Genomic DNA, 18,071 nt, shown 5'->3' with positions numbered 1-18,071 from the left:
CCTGAGCCTACCGGATTTTGCATGGAAACACGCGGGTCATCCCGGGCTTGATCCGGGATCCATGCCGGAGCGCTTCCGATCAAGGTTTAGGTATGGATCCCGGCTCTGCGCTTCGCTCCGGGCCGGGATGACCCGTGTTTCAACGGAAACGCGAACAGGCTTCCATCACGCCATCGCGATATAATCGCGCATCGCCTGGCTTTCGGCCTCGATGGCGGCGACCCGATGCTTCACCACGTCGCCGATCGAGACGAGGCCGGTAACGCGGCCGTTCTCGACCACCGGGACGTGGCGGAAGCGGCCGGTGGTCATGATCTCCATCAATTCGTCGACGCTGGTCTGCGGCCGGCAGGTCACGACCTTTGAGGTCATCGAGCGCGACACCGCGCTCTCCAGAGCGCCGGCTCCCAATTCGCCAAGCGCCCTGATGATGTCGCGTTCCGACAGGATACCCACCAGCGCCCCGTCCGCTCCCATGACGACGACGGCGCCGATGCGCTTCTCGCTCAGCGTGCGGATCGCCTCGGCCAGCGTCCGATGCGGCTGCACCGAGATCACATCGTGCCCCTTGCCGCTCAGCAACTGCTCGACATTCATGGACAGTCCCTCCTCGCAGGCGCGCCGTTGCCGGCGCGCGGTTCCGCTGGAACTTCGCGAGGGCCGGCAAGTCTCGCGATGCCGGGCCGGCTCGGAAGCGCTTCGCAATGCGGCGAGTGTGGGCGAAGACCTTGGCGCAAGCAAGGTTTCCGAAACCGTTCTAAAGAGCCTACTGGGCGCCCGCGTCAGCTCGCTTGCCGACCCCGGTCGAGCAGCGGAAACAGCAGCAATCCGACGACGAATCCGCCGATATGGGCCTCCCAGGCGATACTGGTCTCCTCGCCGAAGATCGGCACCAGCCCGGCACCGAACAGGATGTTCGTCACGAACCAGATTGCGATGAACAGCAGCGCCCGCGAATTGCGCCAGAGCTGGCCGAGCGGCTCGGCCGGAATCGCCCGGACGACCGCGTCGTCGCCGAGCTCGCCGAAGCGCAGCCCCGGCGCGAAGACGAAGCGAACCGCCGCCGCCGTCGCCCCCGAGATGCCGGCCGAAGCACCGACCAGCGGCAGCACGTCGAGATCGCGCGACCACCAGTGCAGCAATGCGCCGCCGATCGTCGCCAGCGCCATCAGGTTGAGGAAGCGCCCCGGCCCGAGCCGCCGCGCGACCGGGCTGCCGAAAGCCGCCAGCCAGACCGCGTTCGAGACGAGATGCAGCCAGGAGCCGTGCAGCAGGCCATAGGTCAGGACGGTCCAGAGCCTCACCCCGCCATCCGCGAGCAAGAGCCGGACGAGCTGCAGGCGCTCGGCCACGTCCTGCCCGCCCGTGACCTGCGCCATCGCCCCGACGACATCGTCGATCCGCCCCGGCGAGAGCCAGAGCGTCAATCGCGCCGGCACGAAGGCGAGCCAGGACATCAGCACGTAATCGTCATAGTCCGACAGCAGCGAGCGGCCGGCCTGGATCAGGGCCAGAACCGCCAATAGCCAGACCACGGCGGAAGGCAGGTTGAAGACGGGCTCGCGCCCCTGTGGAGGAGAAGATTGGGAAGCCATGCGGCCGACACACTTGCCGAAGCGCCCGCAGGGTGCAAGCGGCGGGCCCTGCGGGATTCAACGAAAAAGGGGAGCGGCTCGCGCCGTCCCCTTTTCCGCCGGCTGTGAGGCCGCCCGGTCGTGCCGGACGGCTGGCTCACGCCCCCCTCCACCTCGTCTTGCGGAAACCGTCGCATCCGCGAATCTCGGGGGAGATTGATGCGCATTTTAACGATCATCCACAATCGTAAGACTTGATTAACCCTAACGCCCCTGCCGCCTCCCCCGACTCAGCACGGGGTGGCAAGACGGCACGGCGAATGCGTCAGCGATCTTCTGAGAGATTGATTCGTCCTCCTTTCGAACGGATCCGCGCCGTCTTCGGACGCCGGCCGCTCCAGGGAGAGACACCGGGCGATATGGGCACAGGATGAAGAACGCGAGCACACGTCTGGTTTTCGAATATTGGGACGGGTTGCGCGGCGAACGGGCCGCGCCCGAGCGAGGCGAAATCGAGCCCGGCGCCTTGCGGCACGCCCTTGCCGATACCTTCGTGCTGGAGAACGAGCCGATCGGGCCGGTCTTCCGGTTGGCGGGAACGCGGCTCTGCGCCCTGATCGGCCGGGAATTGCGCGGCCGTGCCTTCACCGCGCTCTGGGCCGATGTCGAGGCGCAGGGCGACATGCGCCGCCTCGTCCAGACGGTAATGGACGAGAGCGCCGGCGCGGTCGCCGGCCTCTCCGGCAAATCGGTGACCGGCACGCCGATCTATCTCGAACTGCTGCTGCTGCCCTTGCGCTACCGGGGCCGCACCCATGCCCGCGTGCTGGGCGCGCTCTCGCCCGCCCTGTCGCCGGACTGGCTCGGCCTCGACACGATTGAATCGATGCGGATGATCTCTCTCAGGATGCTCTGGCCTGCGGCGACCGCACGCCCACCCGTCGCGCCGCGCCGAGCCGAACCGCCCCGTCTCGTGGTATTACCGGGCGGGCGGGCCTGATCGGAACGATGCGTTAACCGAAACCCGCCTAGGATCATCGGGGAATCTAGGTCGGTATTGATGTTGAGCGCCCTCAAAACGCCCCGTGCGGCTGCCTACCCTGCTGAGCGCAGGCGGCATTTCCGTATGAAAGTGGTGTTGTTGGGCCGCTATATGCTGCCGAACCGCATGGAATATCCCTGCCAGTCGATCGACATCTCGCCCGGCGGCGTGCATCTCGCCGCGCCGGCCAAGGCCCGGCCCGGCGAGCGCGTCATCGTCTATCTCGAGCATCTCGGCCGCATCGAGGGCAATTGCGTCCGCACCACGGCCGAAGGCTTCGCGATGACCATCACCGCGACCAGCCGCAAGCGCGAGAAGTTCACGGCGCAGTTGACCTGGCTCGCCAATCGCGAGGAACTCGGCCTGCCCGAGGATCGCCGCCACGAACGCATCGTGCCGCGCAATCCGCGCTCGACCCTGGTGATGGACGACGGTGCCGAGCATATCGTCCGCATCATCGACATCTCGCTCTCGGGCGCCGCCTTCTCCAGCGACCTCGACCTGCCGCTCAACACGCCGGTTCGGCTCGGCACCACGCCGGCCCGCGTCGTCCGCCGCTTCGACGGCGGCTACGCGGCGGAATTCCGCTTCCCGCTCTCGGCCGACCTGCTCGACGAGAACCTGGAACTCTGACGCCCGCACTCGCGGGCGCCCTCCTTTTTCGACGTCACTCCGCAGCGCGCCGCTTCGCGTCCGCCGACTTGAACAAGGCAATCTGATCGGCCTCAGCCTTTCGAAAGGCCGGGCGATCAGTGACGCGGGCGACATAGGCCTCGCTCGCCGGCCGATCGCCGAAGGCACGGACCTTCTCGACCCGCAGTACATCCGCCATCAGCAGGTCCGCGACGGTGAAGCGGCCGGCCGCCAGCCATTCGCGTTCGCTGAGCACCTGCTCGAGCTGGCCAAGGCGCATCCCCATCCAGCCTGTCAGATGGTTCTCGGCTGCGCCGGTCACGGTCAGGAACCACCAGGGCACGCTGACCATCTCGATCGAGTTGAGCGCAGCCAGCGTCCATTGCAGCGTTTCCGCCTCCCCGACCGGATCGGTCGGCATCAAGGCCTCGCTCTTGCGGGCCAGATGCAGCAGCCCCGCCCCGCTCTCGAACAGCTTCACCGCGCCGTCGTCCAGGAACGGGATCTGGCCGAAGGGCTGGCGCGCGAGATGATTTGTCTCGCGCCCGTCGAAGGGAATTGTGCGGACATCGTAAGCAAGCCCCGCCTCCTCGCAGGCCCAGCGCAGCCTCAGATCGCGCACGAAGCCCCGCGGGCCCTCGGGCACCCAGTCATAACTCCAGATGGTCAGCTTGCTCATCGTGGCGCGTCCTTCCTACCCAGTTCGATCAGGATAACCGACCGGAGTCCACCGGCGTTCCAGCCAGCACCGGCACTTCGGCATCCCCTCGACCGCAGTCCTTTCGGTCCCGGCGCGGTAACGAATGCGTAGGTTAATCAGCTCTCGCTGTACAACGAACAATTAAGGGTTAACGCTTGGTTTTTCCATCGACGCAAATCGTTACTTCCGCTTTCGAACAAGGTTGAGGCTGATCTTTACTTGGCCATTCCTGCGGCCGAATACATAAATTTGTACGTTTCCATTTCAGCTCGAATCCATCCGCCGGCACGCATCGTCTCCCCGGGACAGAAAGGGGACGACATGCTCTCGCTCAAACGCAATCTGATTGGTACCGCTCTCGCCTCCATGGTCGCCATGGCCGGCGCAGGCATGGCTCAGGCTCAGGGCTCGGCCGGCATTCCCGTCGCGAGCCTACCGGCCGAAGCCTCCGGCGACGCCCGCGCACCCTATGCCTGGACGGATTTCTGCAAGCGCATGCCGTCCGAGTGCCGCGTCGACACCCGCGAGGCCGAGCGGATCAGCCTGAACGCGAAGCTCTGGAAGACGATCGTTTCGGTCAACAACAGCGCCAATCGCGAGATCGAGGCGATCACCGACGAGGATCATTGGGGCGTCGTCGACCGCTGGGATATTCCCACGGATGGCAAGGGCGACTGCGAGGATTATGTGCTGCTGAAGCGCAAGCGCCTGGCAGAGGCCGGCCTGCCGCGCCGCGCCATGCTGGTCACCGTCGTGATCGACGAAGAGAATGCCGGCCACGCCGTGCTGATGATCCGCACCGATCGCGGCGACTTCATCCTCGACAACAAGCGTAACGCGATCCTGCCCTGGAGCCAGACCGGCTACGTCTACGTCAAGCGCGAGTCGCAGTACCGCACGGGTTGGACCTCGCTCGGCGGCGCGCAGACCCCGACGGTGGCTTCGGTGCAGCGCTGATGAAATCGGTCGCAGCCCGATTGCGACTGCGGCGATAAGGACGGCGAGGCTCGGTCACGTCCCCACCCACCCGTCCCCAAGGATCGGGTTTCGCCAAGGGCCGGCTTTCCTCCGCGGGAAGCCGGCCCGCTTCTTTTGGAGCCTCAGTCCAACCGTTCGAGCCCCGCCGCGAACTGGCGCCAGCGCTGGACATAGGCCTTCGCTGAAGCGGTGATTCCTTCCGCAGCCTTGTCGTCGAGCGTCCTGACCGCGCGGGCCGGCGAGCCGACGATCAGCGAATTGTCGGGAAATTCCTTGCCTTCCGTCACCAGAGCATTGGCGCCGACGAGGCAGTTGCGGCCGATCTTCGCACCGTTGAGCACGGTCGCGCCCATGCCGACGAGACTGTTCTCGCCGATCGTGCAGCCATGCAGGATGGCGCGATGGCCGATCGTGCAATTCGCTCCGACAGTCAGCGGATAGCCCATATCGGTATGGAGAACGCAGCCTTCCTGGATGTTGCTGCCCTCCCCGATGGTGATCCACTCGTTGTCGCCGCGCAGCACCGCGCCGAACCAGATCCCCACCCCGGCCGCCAGCCGGACCCGGCCGATGACATGCGCGTCGGGCGCAAGCCACCACTCTCCGGTCTTCGCAGTGTCCGGCCTTGTTCCATCGAGCGCATAAAGGGGCATCGGCTTGTCCTGACGGTTCGAGCCCTCAGGATTGCAGGCGGGCGGCGCCTGTCGTCAAGCGCCGAGGAGATGCAGCAGGTCGAGCACGACCCGGCCCGAAACCAGGCTCCAGATGCCGGCGGCGAGGCCGGCGAGCATCAGCAAGGAAAACGGCCGCCCGCCGCTCTGACGGCCATGCACCGTGTTGCGCAGGATCAGGAAGGGCGCGCTGAAGATGACCACCGGCACGCTGGCGACGGCGACGAGCCCGCCGGCCTGCAGCAGCTTGAAATCGGCGCGCTGCGCCGTGAACAGCTCGAAGGCGCTTGCGAGCAGCCCCGCGAAGGCGAAGCCGAGGAACAGGGACTGGAGCGCCTCGATGGCGGCAGGTTGGACGGTCACGAACACAAACTCTCGACCAGAACGACGCGAGAACCTGCCGCAGGGCCGGCGGTCTGTGAAGGGCGGATTTAACCGATAGTTAACCGTGCCGGCGGGGTTATGGTTTACGCCGCGTTAAGCCGGCGGTGATTCAGTGGTTGCGACTTGATCGCAAGGCACCGGAATGACCGCATCGCTGCCCTATCACCGGCCCGGCCACCAGGCCGCCCATCTGACCTCGATGGTACGCATGCGCCTGCAACAGCGGGCAGCCCCCCTGCCGCGCGCCGACGGCGCCCTGCTGAAGGCGATGCTGCTGATCCTGACGGCCGGCGTGCTGGCGACGGGGTTCGCCGTCTATCTGACCCATCGCCGCGATGAGCCTGCGGCTGCTCCGCAGCCGGCCCGCGTCGGCGACGTCGCCCTGATGATCCCGAAGGACCTCACCGGCTTCGACGATGATCGCGACACGAGCCAGTTGGTCGGGATGGTCCGGCTTCGCCTGGATTGGCCGAGCCTCGGCCCGGCTCAAGCAGACAACCGCAGGCGCCTTCTGATCACGTTGAGCCCGCCCGACAAGGTCAACGAGCCGGCCCGGCAGCTCGCCACCTATGCTCGTTTCCTGACGCCGACCGTCTGGTCGAATCCCGGCGGCCTCGTGGTCCGCGGTTTTCGCAAGGGCTCGCCATTCGAGAATGACGAGTTCTACGTCTCGGTGCCCGACGGGAGAGGCTTTGCCGCACGCTGCCCGATCGAGACCGGCTCCGGCCTCGATGAGCCCTGCCGCATCACCTTCCAGCATCGCGGCATGGACGTGAACATCCGCTTCCCCCGTGCCATCATCGCCGACTGGGCGGTGATGCTCGGCGGCGTCCGGCGGACGCTCGACGGGCTGATCCGGTAGGATCGAACGTCATTCTCGGGCTTGACCCGAGAATCCCCGGCAGAAGAAGGCACTTAGCCGCCACTTTAACGTCATGCTCGGGTCGAGCCCGAGCATGACGCCCTGGCTTCTCAATCCTCAAGATCGACGTCGAGGATCGCCATGGTGAAGTTGAACGAGCGATCGCCGTCCTCGTCGTCGACATGGATGATGCCGATGAACTCTTCGCCCAGATAGACCTCGGCCGAGTCGGTCTTCTTCATCCGGGCGCGCACGCTGATGGCGTGGTTGTTGAAGGTACGGCGAAGATAGCCTTCCAGCTTGGCGAGTTCTGTCTTGTCCACGGTCCTGGATCCTTTCGATTGGCCGGGAGCGATGCCACGGCAGGCCGCGAAGGGCAAGCGAAAGCCGCCGCCACCGCATGGCCGCCCTCATCCATCCGATGGTTGCCGGCGCCCGGCGGAATCGTGCCATGTTCACGCTCTTCCGGAACCGTGACGGACCTGAGATCATGAAGCCGTGGCTTGCCCCTGCCCTCGATTATGTCGCGTCCTGGCTCGATTTCCAGCGCCGCCACCATGACCAGCCGGGCTGCGCGGTCGCGATCGCCGATGGCGACGAGGTCGTTCTGGAGGCCGCCTTCGGCAGCGCCGATCTCGCGACCTGCGAAGCCCTGACGCCGCGGCACGGCTTCCGCATCGCCTCCCATTCCAAGAGCTTCACCTCGGCCGGCATCCTGCGCCTCGTCGACCAAGGTCGCCTGCGGCTCGACGACGAGGTCGGCAGCCTGATCGACGGGCTGCATCCGGAGGTCGCCAGGGTCACGGTCGGCCAGGTGCTCTCCAACAGCGCCGGCCTGACGCGCGACGGCCCCGATGCCGGCCAGTTCCTCGATCGCAAGCCCTTCTGCAGCAAAGAGGAACTGCTCGCCGATCTCGCAAAGCCGCCGGTCCTCCCCGGCTCTCAGCGCTTCAAATATTCGAACCACGGCTTTGCGCTGCTCGGCCTCGTCATCGAGGCCGTGACCGGCCGGAGCTACAACGAATGGATCACCGACGAGGTCGTCGCCAAGGTCGGCCTCACCGAGACCACGCCCGATATCGAATTCTGGGGCCAGCGACCGATGGCGAAGGGCCATACCGGCAGGCAGTTGCTTGGCCGGCGCGCGGTCATCCCTGCCGATAATCACTGCCATGCCATGGCCTCCGCCACTGGCTTCGTCGGCACCGCCGCCGATGTCGCGCGCTATTTCGCGCAGCTCTCGCCCCTTGCCGAGCGCAGCATCCTCTCGGCCAGGAGCCGCCGCGAGATGATCCGCCGGCTCTGGCCGGACGACGAATCCAGCTTGGGTCGCCACTACGGCCTTGGCACGATTTCCGGTGGCGAGGGCGACTGGCGCTGGGTCGGCCATTCCGGCGGCTTCCAGGGCTTCATCACCCGCACCGCGATCATCCCGAAACAGGACCTGACGATCTCGGTCCTGACCAACGCCATCGACGGCCTCGCCCATCCCTGGCTCGACGGCATCGCCCATATCCTGAAGCTCTTCGCCGAGCGCGGCGCCCCCTCCGCCGAAACCCGCGACTGGAGCGGGCGCTGGTGGACGCTCTGGGGCGCGACCGATCTCGTCCCGGTCGCGGATCGCGTGCTCTGCGCCGCCCCGGCCCTGCTGACGCCCTTCCTCGATGCCGCCGAGATCGCCGTCGAAGCACCCGATCAAGGCCGCATCGTCCTCGCCTCCGGCTTCCACAGCCCCGGCGAGACCGTCGCGCTGGAGCGCGACGGAACGAAGGTCCGCTCGGTCAGGATGGCGGGATCGCGCCTGCTCGAAGCCGACGCGATGCGCGCGGAGATGGAGGAGCGCTACGGCGGCCGGGCCAACAGCTAAGGCGGGCCACTTTTTTCAGGAAACACGGGTCATCCCGGACGGAGCGAAGCGGAGATCCGGGATCCATTCCTGAACCCAATCGAATTCGCTCCGGAATGGATTCCGGGTCTCCCTGCGGTCGCCCGGGGCGACGGCGTACAGATCTGCCACGCATTCGCCGCCTTCAGGTCGCAGCCTCGCGTCCGAGGGCTGGCCGATGCGTGTTCTTGCCTCGATCATCGCTGCTGTCCTGATTGCGGGGGCGACGGTCGCGCGCGCCCATCAGGCCCCTCGAGGCTGGGACTATCCGTTCTATTGTTGCCTCGATTCCGACTGCTCCGAGATCGAGGCGGAAGCCGTGCAGGAAGTCCCCGGCGGCTTCGTCGTCACGATCGCGCCCGGCAAGCACCCGATGTGGTCGAGCGAGCGCAAGAAGCCGCTGACGCTCGAAATCCCGCAGGACAAGGCCAAGCAATCGCCGGACGGCCGCTGGCATCTCTGCATCGACGACTCAGGCGAATTGCTCTGCTTCTTCGCGCCGGGGAACGATTCCTAGCGCATGAAATGCAGTGTCCGGAACCGCGCGCGGAACGCCGTGACATCCTTCGCCACCGCCTCGGCAGGGCGCGAACCATTGAGCCCCTCGGCGATATAGCCCGCAAGCTCCGGCATATCCGCTGCCGTCATGCCGAAGCGGACGATCTCCGGCGTTCCGAGACGCAGGCCGTTGACGTCGCCGTCAACCGCCGGCAACGGGAGGCCGATGCCGCAGGACAGGATGTTGACCGCACGCAGCGTCTTCGCCGCTGCCTGCCCGCCGCCATAACCGGCCGCCTCGATCGCGAACTGATGCGAGGTCGTCATGCCCCGGTCGCGGGCGAAGACCGGCACCTGCCGCTCTGAGAGCGCCTCGGCCAGCGCCTTCGCCGTCTGCGCCATTTCCTGCGCATAGGCGCGGCCATAAGCCTTCCAGTCGAGCAGCGATACCGCGAGCGAGGCCGATTTCGCCGCATCGAAATTGGCGGTGAGGCCGGGATAGGCGATGGCGTCGAGCTTTTTGGCGATCTCGGCATCGTTGGTCACGATCAGGCCGGAAGGCGGCCCGCCCAGGCTTTTGTAGGTGCTCATCGTCATCAGATGGGCGCCTTCCTCCAGCGGCTGCTGCCAGCCATGGCCGGCGATCATGCCGGACATATGCGCCGCATCGAACAGCACGAGCGCGCCGACCTCGTCGGCAATGGCCCGGATCTCGCGGATCGGGTGCGGGAAGAGGTTGAGGCTTCCGCCGATCGAGATCAGCTTCGGCTTGAGGCGCAGCGCGTCGGCGCGAAGCTTCTCGACATCGACGGTATAGCGGATCGGGTCGATCGGCGCGGGATGGGTGACGATGCCGTAGAGCCCGGCCGCGCCCGCGCCGTGATGGGTGACATGCCCGCCGATCTCGCCGGGCGGCGCGATGATGCAGTCGCCGGCCTTGGCCGCGATCATGAAGGCGTAGAGATTGGCGATGGCGCCGGAGGGCACGCGGATTTCGGCATATGTCGCGCCGAACACCTCGGCCGCGAGCTCGGCCGCGATGATCTCGATCTGCTCGATCGCCTCGAGTCCCATCTCGTATTTGTCGCCGGGATAGCCGAGCGAAGGCCGCGCCCCGATCCCCGCCGAAAGCAGCGCCTCGGCCTTCGGATTCATGACATTGGTCGCGGGGTTGAGATTGACGCAGTCGCGCTCGTGGATCGTCCGGTTCTCGGTCGCGAGCGCATCGATCCGCGCCGCGATCGCATCGAGCGGCTGTCGCGCCGTCTCGCCCGCGATCTTCAGCACATAATCCTCGCTCGCCTGCGGAACCCAGTCGCGCCTGCCCAGTGCCGTCATCTCGCTTGTCTCCCGAACCGACTAATCCCTCGTTGCCGCCATAACAGCGGTTTGCCGGCCCGCGCGCAAACGAGTATTCATCGCTCGCAGGCTGAGGAATTCTCAGCCTCGACCTGGAGTTTCGCCTTTGCCGGTCAAGCCGCCGCGCCCGCGCCTGCCCCCACTCAAGGCCTTGCGCGCATTCGAAGCCGCGGCGCGGCTGGAAAGCTTTGCCAAGGCCGCCGACGAGATCGGCGTCACGGCCGGCGCCGTCACCCAGCAGATCAGGCAGCTCGAAGCGACATTGGGCTTCGCGGTCTTCCGCCGCCTGCCGCAGGGCGTCGCCCTGACAGAAGCCGCACGCGAGGCCTTGCCCCGCCTGACGCGCGGCTTCGACATGCTGGGACAGGCGGTGCAGGCTCTGCGCGAGGCGCAGCCGAACCGCCCCCTCGCCATCGCCGCCCTGCCCTGCATCGCCCAGCTCTGGCTCTCGCCGCGCCTGCCGGCACTACGGGCTGCGTTCCCGGACTTGCAGATCTCGATCGCGGCTATGGAGGAGCCACCCGATCCGCAGCGCGATCCGTATGATCTCTCGCTGTTCTACCGGGAGGCCGCACCACAAAGCGGTGGGGTTCAACTGGCGGGCGATGCGATCCTGCCGGTCTGCGCGCCCGCTCTCGCCGTGAAGCTCGCGACACCGACCGATCTGGCCGCGCAGACGCTCTTGCATGATGCGGTCTGGCGCGGCGACTGGGCGCGCTGGCTCGCCTTCGTCGCTCCCGGCACCAAGGTCGATCCAGGCCGGGGCCCGGCCTTCTCGCTCTACAGCCTGGCGCTGGATGCCTGCCTGTCGGGCTCGGGCATACTGATGGGGCGGATGAGCCTCATCGGCCCGCATCTCGCGGCGGGCAGGCTCGTCGCACCTTTCGCGAAAGCCATGCCGACACCGGACCGCCTGACTCTCGCAACCGCGACGGCCGCCGGCGCGCATCCGTACCGGGCCGAGATCATGGACTGGCTCGCCGGCGCGGACGAGGAAGGTGCCTTTAGACCCTTCACACCCTCAAAGCCCTCATCCTGAGGAGCCGCAAAGCGGCGTCTCGAAGGATGTCCAGATATCTCCCGAGCCTCCTAGGGCATCCTTCGAGACGCGCCTGCGGCGCTCCTCAGGATGAGGGGTGGAGAAGCACCAAAGCTCAGATATAGGCGCCGCAATCTCCGGCGAGAATCTGGTCCATGGAGCGTGAGGGCTCGGCACAGCCCGCTTCCCCGACCACCTTGGCCGGCACGCCCGCCACGGTCTTGTTGCGCGGCACGGGCTGGAGCACGACCGAGCCGGCCGCGATGCGGCTGCACTGGCCGACCTCGATATTGCCGAGAATCTTGGCGCCGGCGCCGATCAGCACGCCCTTGCGGATCTTGGGATGGCGGTCGCCGCCCTGCTTGCCGGTGCCGCCCAGCGTGACGCTGTGCAGCATCGAGACATCGTCCTCGATGACGGCGGTCTCGCCGACGACCAGGCCCGTCGCATGGTCGAGGAAGATGCCCTTGCCGATCCGTGCCGCCGGGTTGATGTCGGTCTGGAAGACCTCGGACGAGCGCGCCTGCAGGTAGAGCGCGAAATCGCGCCGGTCCTGCTTCCAGAGCCAATGCGCCAGGCGGTGGCATTGCAGGGCGTGGAAACCTTTGAAGAACAGCACCGGCTCCAGCACCCGGTAGCAGGCGGGATCGCGGTCGAGCACGGCCATCACGTCGGCGCGCATGCCGAAGCCGATCGTCTCGTCGCTGGCCATCGCCTCGGCAAAGCCCTGCTCGATCAGGTCGGAGGTCACGGCGGGGTGGCCGAGCCTTGCCGCGACGCGATGCGCGACGGCAGCCTCGAAGCTCGGCTGGTTGAGGACGGAAGCGACGATGAGCGTGCCAAGCGCCGGCTCGGCGGCAACCGCGGCCTCGGCCTCGGTCCGCAAGCGGGACCAGACGGGATCGAGCCGGTCGAGCCCGGTTGCGGGATCGCGTGCTTCCACGACGGAGCGCCCTGACGGCATGGTCATTCTCCGGAAAGACGGGTTCGGCGGAAGGACAGCCTAGCGCAGGGCCGGTGTCCGCATCAAAAGCTCATGCCGAACCGACGTTGAATCGAAAAGCGAGGCAGCGGAATCAGTTTTTCAGGGAAGATCGACAACACATTGGCGTCGCCCGCTTTTTTGGATTGCCTCTATTCATCTCCGAGGTTCTCACAAACGCGCGAGGAAGTCGAGGACAGCCTGCTTGTGGCTCTTGTCGCCGACAGCGAGGTTGTGGTCGCGCCCGACGATGTCGAAGGCTACCGCCCCCGGAATGAGCTTCGCCAGCTCCGGCCCGGAGCCGGAGACGTCGTCCTTGGTGCCGACGCTGATCAGGGTCGGCATCGAAATCTGCCCAACCTGCCCGGCGGTCAATGTCTGGCGCGAGCCGCGGATGCAGGCGGCGAGCGCCTCCAGGTCGCTCTTGGTCTGCTCGGCGAAGGCGCGGAACATCCGCTGCATCGGATCGGTGAGAACATCGAGCGACGGTGCCTCCATCGCATCGGCGATGCCGAGCGGCAGGCCGACGCCCTCGACCAAATGGATGCCGAGCCCGCCGAGCAGCAGAGCCTCGAGCCGGCGCGGATGCGCCAGCGCCAGATGCGCCGAAATGCGCGCGCCCATCGAATAGCCCATCACCGCCGCGCGCGGGATGTCGAGATGGTCCATCAAGCGGCGCACGTCCTCGGCCATGATCTGGGAGGAATAGGCGGCGGGGTCGTAGAGCTTCTCGCTCTGGCCATGACCGCGATCGTCGAGCGCGACGACGCGGTAGCCGGCATGGGTCAGCGTCTTCGTCCACTGGGTGTTGACCCAGTTGATCATGTGCGAGGAGGCAAAGCCGTGCACGAGCACGATGGTGCGGTGCTTCGGCTCGTCGCTGGTCGGCGCCATGTCGATGAAGGCGATCTTCACGCCGTCGGAAGAAAAGCTCTGCATGCGGGTCTCGGGTCGCGACATCGGAACGGTCGCCCTTCCCTGCCATGACCGGGCGGCTTTGGGTACCCGCCATGGCGCCGCTTGCTTATGAGCGCCCGCCATGATGAACGATGGCCCATGACCCAGCCCGCGCCCCGCGAATCGTCACGCCTCGCCATCGTCGATATCGCCCGCGGCGTCGCGCTGCTGGCCATGTTCGTCTACCATTTCGCCTACGACCTCTCGATGTTCAGGCTGATCGAGACGGATATCGTCACCGAGCCGGGCTGGCGCCTGTTCGCGCGCGGCATCGCCGGCAGCTTCCTGACCATCGTCGGCTTCAGCCTCGTTCTCGCAACGCGCAGGGGCCTGAATCTCACGGCCTATCTCAAGCGCCTCGCGATGGTCGCGGGCGCCGCTGCTCTCGTCACGCTCGGTACCTGGCGGTTCATGCCGGGCGATTTCATCTTTTTCGGCATCCTGCACCATGTCGCGGTCGCGAGCGTGCTCGCGCTGCCGTTCCTGCGCCTGCCGGTCATCGCCGTCGCGCTGGCCGCGGCGCTGGCCTTCGCCCTGCCATCCTTCGTCGCCCATCCGCAGCTCGACCAGCCCTGGGCCACCTGGCTCGGCTTCTCGCAGGCGCCGATCCACACGGCCGATTTCGTGCCGGTCTTCCACTGGTTCGGCTGTGTCTTGAGCGGCATCGTGCTGGCCCGCCTCATCCTGCCGCGCCTCGACGGCACCGCGCTCGCCGGCTGGCGACCGGGGAACAAGGCGACCCGAATCGCCGCCTGGGGCGGGCGCCACAGCCTGCTGGTCTATCTCGTCCACCAGCCGCTCTTCATCGGTGCACTGATGCTCGCGACGCAGGTGATCGCCCCGCCCTCGCCGGAGGAGCGCGCCTTCCGCGCAGAATGCCAGCGCAGCTGCGCCGGCCCCAACGTGCCCGAACAGGTCTGCAAGATGGTCTGCGCCTGCACCGTCGACGGCCTCAAGCGCGAGCAGCTCTGGCAGAAGGCGCTCGACAATCTGCTCTCGCCGCAGGAAAGCGCCCGGATGACCGAGCTTGCGCGCGGCTGCCTGCGCGACGGGCGCTGATGCGAAAGAGCGCACTGGAGCATTTTCGAGCGAAGTGGATACCGGTTCGCGTCAAGAAAATGCGACAAAACAAAAGACTAGAGCCTTTTCGCGTTTCGGAGAAATGCGGAAAGGCTCTGGCGTTGGGCCGGTTCACACGATAGGTTGCGGCCGAATTTCAGACCTTCGAAGAGCGACGACCATGGCCGCCACCGGCATCCCGCATTTCCACAATGACCTCGGCGTTCCCGCCATCAAGGTCGGCGCGCACGAGTTCATGTGCATCGGCGCCAAGCCGCCCTTCGACCATCCGCATGTCTTCCTCGACATGGGCGCGGACCACGAGATCATCTGCCCTTATTGCTCGACGCTGTTCACATACGAGCCGTCGCTGAAGGGCGCCGCCTGCATCCCGCCGGAATGCGCCTATACCGATCCGGCCAAGGCAGCCTGAGGCTCGCCCACCGCATCCGGCGCGCGGGTTCTGAGGGGCACCCGCGCCTCGTCTTCCAGCATCATTATCGAAGGCGTCCGATCCCGTGTCCGCTCCTCATTTCGTCATCGCCGGCGCCGGTATCGGCGGCCTGACCATGGCCCTGTCGCTGGCGCGGCGCGGCATCGCCGCGACCGTCGTCGAGAAGCGCACCGGCTTCGGCGAGACCGGGGCGGGCCTGCAGGTCACCTCCAATTCCGGCCGCGTGCTCGATGCGCTCGACCTCGCCTTGCCGCTGAAGCGGATCAGCGTGACCTCGCACGGCCTGATGATCCGGCGCTGGTCCGATGGCTCGCAGGTGCTGGAGATGCCTTCCAGCCCCGAGCGCATGCCGACGCCGTTCCGCATGATGAAGCGCAACGACCTGCATACCGTGCTGCTCGACGCTGCCCGCGCCATGCCGAATATCCGCCTGATGGTCGGCCGCAGCGTCGATGAGGTCAGCCTGAATGCCGAGGGCGTCACGGTCGGACTGACCGCGCGTGACGGAATCGGCGGCACGCTCTCCGCGCTCGGCCTGATCGGCGCCGACGGGCTGTGGTCGCGCGTGCGCGATCTCACCGGCGACGCCTCGCCGCCGGTCTTCACCGGCTACGAGGCCTGGCGCGCCGTGGTGCCGGCCCGCGCCGGCGACAAGCCGCACGTGACGCTGCATATGGGCTCTGGCCGCCATGCCGTGCATTACCCCGTCGCCGGCGGCCGCGAGATCAACATCGTCGTCGTGCGTCAGGCCAGGGAGGCCCGCGAGGGCTGGTCCCGCGACGGTGACCGCAATGTCGTCACCGAGCACCTCGCCGGCGCCTCGCCGGCCCTGCGCGAGCTCACCGGCGCAGCCGAGGGCTGGCAGGTCTGGTCACTGTTCGACCGCAAGCCCGCCGCCATGGCCAAGGGCCGGGTCGCGCTGCTCGGCGATGCCGCCCACCCGATCCTGCCCTTCCTCGCACAGGGCGCCTCGCTCGCCATCGAGGATGCCGCGGTGCTCGCCCGCCTGCTCGCCGAGACGCTCGGCCGCGAGGGCGCTACCGGCGTGCCCATGGCCTTCGCCGCCTATGCTGCCAACCGCGCCCGGCGCGTCGCCCGCGTGCAGGAGGAAAGCCGCGGCAACGGCCGCAACTACCATATGGGCTGGCCGCTCAACATCGCACGCGATTTCGCGCTGAAACGGCTCGGACCGGACGGCCTGCGCAATCGCTATGCCTGGCTCTACGACTGGCAGGACGCGGCCTGAACGCGCCCGATCTCGTCAAAGCCGCAATCGCTCCCTATCTCTAGCCTCAAGGGAAGGGACCGAAACCAGATGATCCGCGTCAATCTCTACGAGCAGCTCAACGGCCGCACCCGCGCCATGCCGCGCTGGCAGGCCTGGCTCGCCATGGCGGCGAGCCTGACCGTCGGCGTCGCGCTTTTCGTGCTGGCCGCGAGCCTTGCGCTCATCCTGATCCCGGTCGTGCTGGTCGTCGGCGCGATCGCGGTCTGGCGCCTCAAGGCGAAGCTGAAGGCGGCGGGCATCGATCCCGCCAATCCCTTCGCCAGCCAGCCGCGCCAGCCCGATCGCGTCGAGGTCATCGACGCCGAATACCGTATCATCGAGCCGGATGAGCCGCGCCGCTGAGGCTCACAACCCGCCCTTGAGCAGGGTCCCGGCGACCGCGCAGGCGGCGAGAACCGGCACCATGCCCAGCTTGAAGCGCAGAAGCGCGATGGCCGCACCGGCCGCCAGAACGGCCGCGCGCCAGTCGAGCGAGGTCAGAACGGGCACCTCCGGATTCATCCCGAGGAAGGACAAGCCGGAAACCTCGCGGAAGAGGACATGCAGCCCGAACCAGAGCGCCAGATTGGCGATGACGCCGACCACGGCGGCGGTGATCGCGCCGAGCGCGGCGGAAAGCCCCTTGTTCTCCCGGAGCGCCTCGACATAGGGCGCCCCGAGGAAAATCCAGAGGAAGCAGGGCGCGAAGGTCACCCAGACGGTCAGCAGCGCCCCGAGCCCGCCGGCCACCAGCGGCGACAGGCTGCCCGGCGCCCGGAAGGCGGCGAGAAAGCCGACGAATTCGAGCACGAGGATGAGCGGCCCCGGCGTCGTCTCGGCAAGCCCCAGCCCATCCAGCATCTCGCCGGCCGTCAGCCAGCCGAAACCGTCGACCACCGCCTGCGCGACATAGGCCAGCACCGCATAGGCGCCGCCGAAGGTCACCATCGCCATCACGCTGAAGAAGTGGCCGATCTGCGTCCAGACGCTGCCCGGGCCTGCGATAAGCCAGAGCAGGGCGACCGGTGCCAGCCAGAGCGGCAACCAGAGCGCGAGCACGCGCGCAGCCTTCCCGATCGAGGGCTTGACATGCGCGAGCGCTCCTTCAGACAGCAAGCGATCGACCACACCAACGACCGACGGCCCGGCCGCACCATGCCGCCCGCCCCTGCCGAACCAGTCCGGCCGGATGCGGCTGCCGAGCCAGCCGACGAGTCCGGCTGCCAGGATGATCGCCGGAAACGGCGCCTTGAACAGGAAGATCGCGATGAAGGCTGCGACCGCGACGCCGACCATCGCCCTGTTCTTCAGCGCCCGCCGGCTGATCCTGAGGCCCGCCTCGATCACGATCGCGAGCACGGCCGCCTTCACGCCGAAGAAGATGCCGTCGACCAGCGGCACATGGCGCCAGCTGACATAGAGGATGCTCAGGCCCAGCATCACCAGCGCGCCGGGCAGGATGAAGAGCAGCCCCGCGATCAACCCGCCGATCGTGCGGTGCATCAGCCAGCCGATATAGACGGTGAGCTGCTGCGCCTCCGGCCCGGGCAGGAGCATGCAGTAGTTCAGCGCGTGCAGGAACCGCTCCTCGCCGATCCAGCGCCGCTCCTCGACCAGCTCCTTGTGCATCAGCGCGATCTGGCCGGCCGGCCCGCCGAAGGACAGGAACCCGATCCGCGCCCAGACGCGCGTCGCCTCGGCCAGCGTCGGGAGCCGCATGGAAGGCT

Annotated in this window: 21 protein-coding genes; 11 read left to right on the top strand and 10 right to left on the bottom strand. The window is 67.2% G+C overall.

What is annotated here, in order from left to right:
* Positions 1-165 precede the first annotated feature (165 nt).
* Together OCUBac02_RS11210 and OCUBac02_RS11205 are read right to left on the bottom strand one after the other, a co-directional pair.
* Positions 166-597 carry a CBS domain-containing protein gene (locus OCUBac02_RS11210; protein ID WP_047578714.1) on the bottom strand — a complete coding sequence of 144 codons (432 nt, stop codon included), beginning with the start codon at positions 595-597 and terminating at the stop codon, positions 166-168.
* A gap of 185 nt (positions 598-782) precedes the next feature.
* The gene (locus OCUBac02_RS11205; protein ID WP_173045655.1) at positions 783-1,595 is read right to left on the bottom strand and encodes a rhomboid family intramembrane serine protease; all 813 of its coding nucleotides are present in this window, start codon (positions 1,593-1,595) and stop codon (positions 783-785) included.
* Between the two features lie 409 nt (positions 1,596-2,004).
* On the opposite strand from OCUBac02_RS11205, the gene OCUBac02_RS11200 reads away from it, so the two are divergent.
* Positions 2,005-2,574 carry a PAS domain-containing protein gene (locus tag OCUBac02_RS11200; protein ID WP_047578708.1) on the top strand — a complete coding sequence of 190 codons (570 nt, stop codon included), beginning with the start codon at positions 2,005-2,007 and terminating at the stop codon, positions 2,572-2,574.
* Between the two features lie 60 nt (positions 2,575-2,634).
* Positions 2,635-3,249, top strand: a complete 615-nt coding sequence (locus OCUBac02_RS11195; RefSeq protein WP_047578705.1) for a PilZ domain-containing protein — start codon at positions 2,635-2,637, stop codon at positions 3,247-3,249.
* 34 nt (positions 3,250-3,283) lie between these two features.
* Here the strand turns inward: OCUBac02_RS11195 and OCUBac02_RS11190 are convergent, their stop codons facing one another.
* Positions 3,284-3,928 (bottom strand): glutathione S-transferase family protein, encoded by a 645-nt coding sequence (locus tag OCUBac02_RS11190; RefSeq protein WP_047578704.1) that lies wholly within the window; start codon positions 3,926-3,928, stop codon positions 3,284-3,286.
* 342 nt (positions 3,929-4,270) lie between these two features.
* Here OCUBac02_RS11190 and OCUBac02_RS11185 point away from each other — a divergent pair, with 342 nt between their 5' ends.
* On the top strand, positions 4,271-4,906 hold the full coding sequence (locus OCUBac02_RS11185) for a transglutaminase-like cysteine peptidase (protein WP_047578703.1): 636 nt from the start codon (positions 4,271-4,273) through the stop codon (positions 4,904-4,906).
* A 143-nt stretch (positions 4,907-5,049) separates the two neighbouring features.
* On the opposite strand, the gene OCUBac02_RS11180 is transcribed toward OCUBac02_RS11185, so the two are convergent.
* Complete coding sequence (locus OCUBac02_RS11180; RefSeq protein WP_173045653.1) at positions 5,050-5,580, bottom strand: gamma carbonic anhydrase family protein; 531 nt, start codon at positions 5,578-5,580, stop codon at positions 5,050-5,052.
* Between the two features lie 54 nt (positions 5,581-5,634).
* Positions 5,635-5,961 carry a DUF6949 family protein gene (locus OCUBac02_RS11175; RefSeq protein ID WP_173045651.1) on the bottom strand — a complete coding sequence of 109 codons (327 nt, stop codon included), beginning with the start codon at positions 5,959-5,961 and terminating at the stop codon, positions 5,635-5,637.
* A gap of 163 nt (positions 5,962-6,124) precedes the next feature.
* On the opposite strand from OCUBac02_RS11175, the gene OCUBac02_RS11170 reads away from it, so the two are divergent.
* The gene (locus OCUBac02_RS11170; RefSeq protein ID WP_173045649.1) at positions 6,125-6,844 is read left to right on the top strand and encodes a hypothetical protein; all 720 of its coding nucleotides are present in this window, start codon (positions 6,125-6,127) and stop codon (positions 6,842-6,844) included.
* A 110-nt stretch (positions 6,845-6,954) separates the two neighbouring features.
* Here the strand turns inward: OCUBac02_RS11170 and OCUBac02_RS11165 are convergent, their stop codons facing one another.
* On the bottom strand, positions 6,955-7,167 hold the full coding sequence (locus tag OCUBac02_RS11165) for a DUF3126 family protein (RefSeq protein WP_047578697.1): 213 nt from the start codon (positions 7,165-7,167) through the stop codon (positions 6,955-6,957).
* A gap of 128 nt (positions 7,168-7,295) precedes the next feature.
* Between OCUBac02_RS11165 and OCUBac02_RS11160 the strand changes: the two genes are divergently transcribed.
* Together OCUBac02_RS11160 and OCUBac02_RS11155 are read left to right on the top strand one after the other, a co-directional pair.
* Positions 7,296-8,711, top strand: coding sequence for a serine hydrolase domain-containing protein (locus OCUBac02_RS11160; protein ID WP_348521655.1), 1,416 nt, complete (start codon positions 7,296-7,298; stop codon positions 8,709-8,711).
* A 196-nt stretch (positions 8,712-8,907) separates the two neighbouring features.
* Complete coding sequence (locus OCUBac02_RS11155; protein ID WP_173045647.1) at positions 8,908-9,246, top strand: hypothetical protein; 339 nt, start codon at positions 8,908-8,910, stop codon at positions 9,244-9,246.
* On the opposite strand, the gene OCUBac02_RS11150 is transcribed toward OCUBac02_RS11155, so the two are convergent.
* Positions 9,243-10,565: a serine hydroxymethyltransferase gene (locus tag OCUBac02_RS11150; RefSeq protein ID WP_173045631.1), complete on the bottom strand. Its 1,323-nt coding sequence runs from the start codon at positions 10,563-10,565 to the stop codon at positions 9,243-9,245. The two genes, OCUBac02_RS11155 and OCUBac02_RS11150, sit on opposite strands and share 4 nt — an antisense overlap.
* A gap of 127 nt (positions 10,566-10,692) precedes the next feature.
* Here OCUBac02_RS11150 and OCUBac02_RS11145 point away from each other — a divergent pair, with 127 nt between their 5' ends.
* Positions 10,693-11,625 carry a LysR substrate-binding domain-containing protein gene (locus OCUBac02_RS11145; protein ID WP_173045629.1) on the top strand — a complete coding sequence of 311 codons (933 nt, stop codon included), beginning with the start codon at positions 10,693-10,695 and terminating at the stop codon, positions 11,623-11,625.
* Between the two features lie 115 nt (positions 11,626-11,740).
* Here OCUBac02_RS11145 and cysE read toward each other — a convergent pair whose 3' ends face one another.
* Entirely contained in the window at positions 11,741-12,589 is an 849-nt protein-coding gene (gene cysE, locus OCUBac02_RS11140) for a serine O-acetyltransferase (protein ID WP_173045627.1), read from the bottom strand.
* A gap of 189 nt (positions 12,590-12,778) precedes the next feature.
* The gene (locus OCUBac02_RS11135; RefSeq protein WP_173045625.1) at positions 12,779-13,546 is read right to left on the bottom strand and encodes an alpha/beta fold hydrolase; all 768 of its coding nucleotides are present in this window, start codon (positions 13,544-13,546) and stop codon (positions 12,779-12,781) included.
* 117 nt (positions 13,547-13,663) lie between these two features.
* Between OCUBac02_RS11135 and OCUBac02_RS11130 the strand changes: the two genes are divergently transcribed.
* From OCUBac02_RS11130 to OCUBac02_RS11115, 4 genes are all read left to right on the top strand, one after another.
* Positions 13,664-14,623, top strand: coding sequence for an acetyltransferase domain-containing protein (locus OCUBac02_RS11130; protein WP_173045623.1), 960 nt, complete (start codon positions 13,664-13,666; stop codon positions 14,621-14,623).
* A gap of 181 nt (positions 14,624-14,804) precedes the next feature.
* On the top strand, positions 14,805-15,056 hold the full coding sequence (locus tag OCUBac02_RS11125; protein ID WP_047578690.1) for a zinc-finger domain-containing protein: 252 nt from the start codon (positions 14,805-14,807) through the stop codon (positions 15,054-15,056).
* Between the two features lie 85 nt (positions 15,057-15,141).
* On the top strand, positions 15,142-16,323 hold the full coding sequence (locus OCUBac02_RS11120; protein ID WP_173045621.1) for an FAD-dependent monooxygenase: 1,182 nt from the start codon (positions 15,142-15,144) through the stop codon (positions 16,321-16,323).
* 69 nt (positions 16,324-16,392) lie between these two features.
* Entirely contained in the window at positions 16,393-16,707 is a 315-nt protein-coding gene (locus OCUBac02_RS11115) for a hypothetical protein (protein WP_047577291.1), read from the top strand.
* A 3-nt stretch (positions 16,708-16,710) separates the two neighbouring features.
* On the opposite strand, the gene chrA is transcribed toward OCUBac02_RS11115, so the two are convergent.
* Positions 16,711-18,063, bottom strand: a complete 1,353-nt coding sequence (chrA, locus tag OCUBac02_RS11110; protein WP_244639163.1) for a chromate efflux transporter — start codon at positions 18,061-18,063, stop codon at positions 16,711-16,713.
* Positions 18,064-18,071: the final 8 nt, after the last annotated feature.

Source organism: Bosea sp. ANAM02 (genome assembly GCF_011764485.1).
Classification (GTDB): Bacteria; Pseudomonadota; Alphaproteobacteria; order Rhizobiales; family Beijerinckiaceae; genus Allobosea.
The sequence above is the reverse complement of the archived record's forward strand: the minus strand, read 5'-3'. Positions and strand labels throughout refer to the sequence as shown.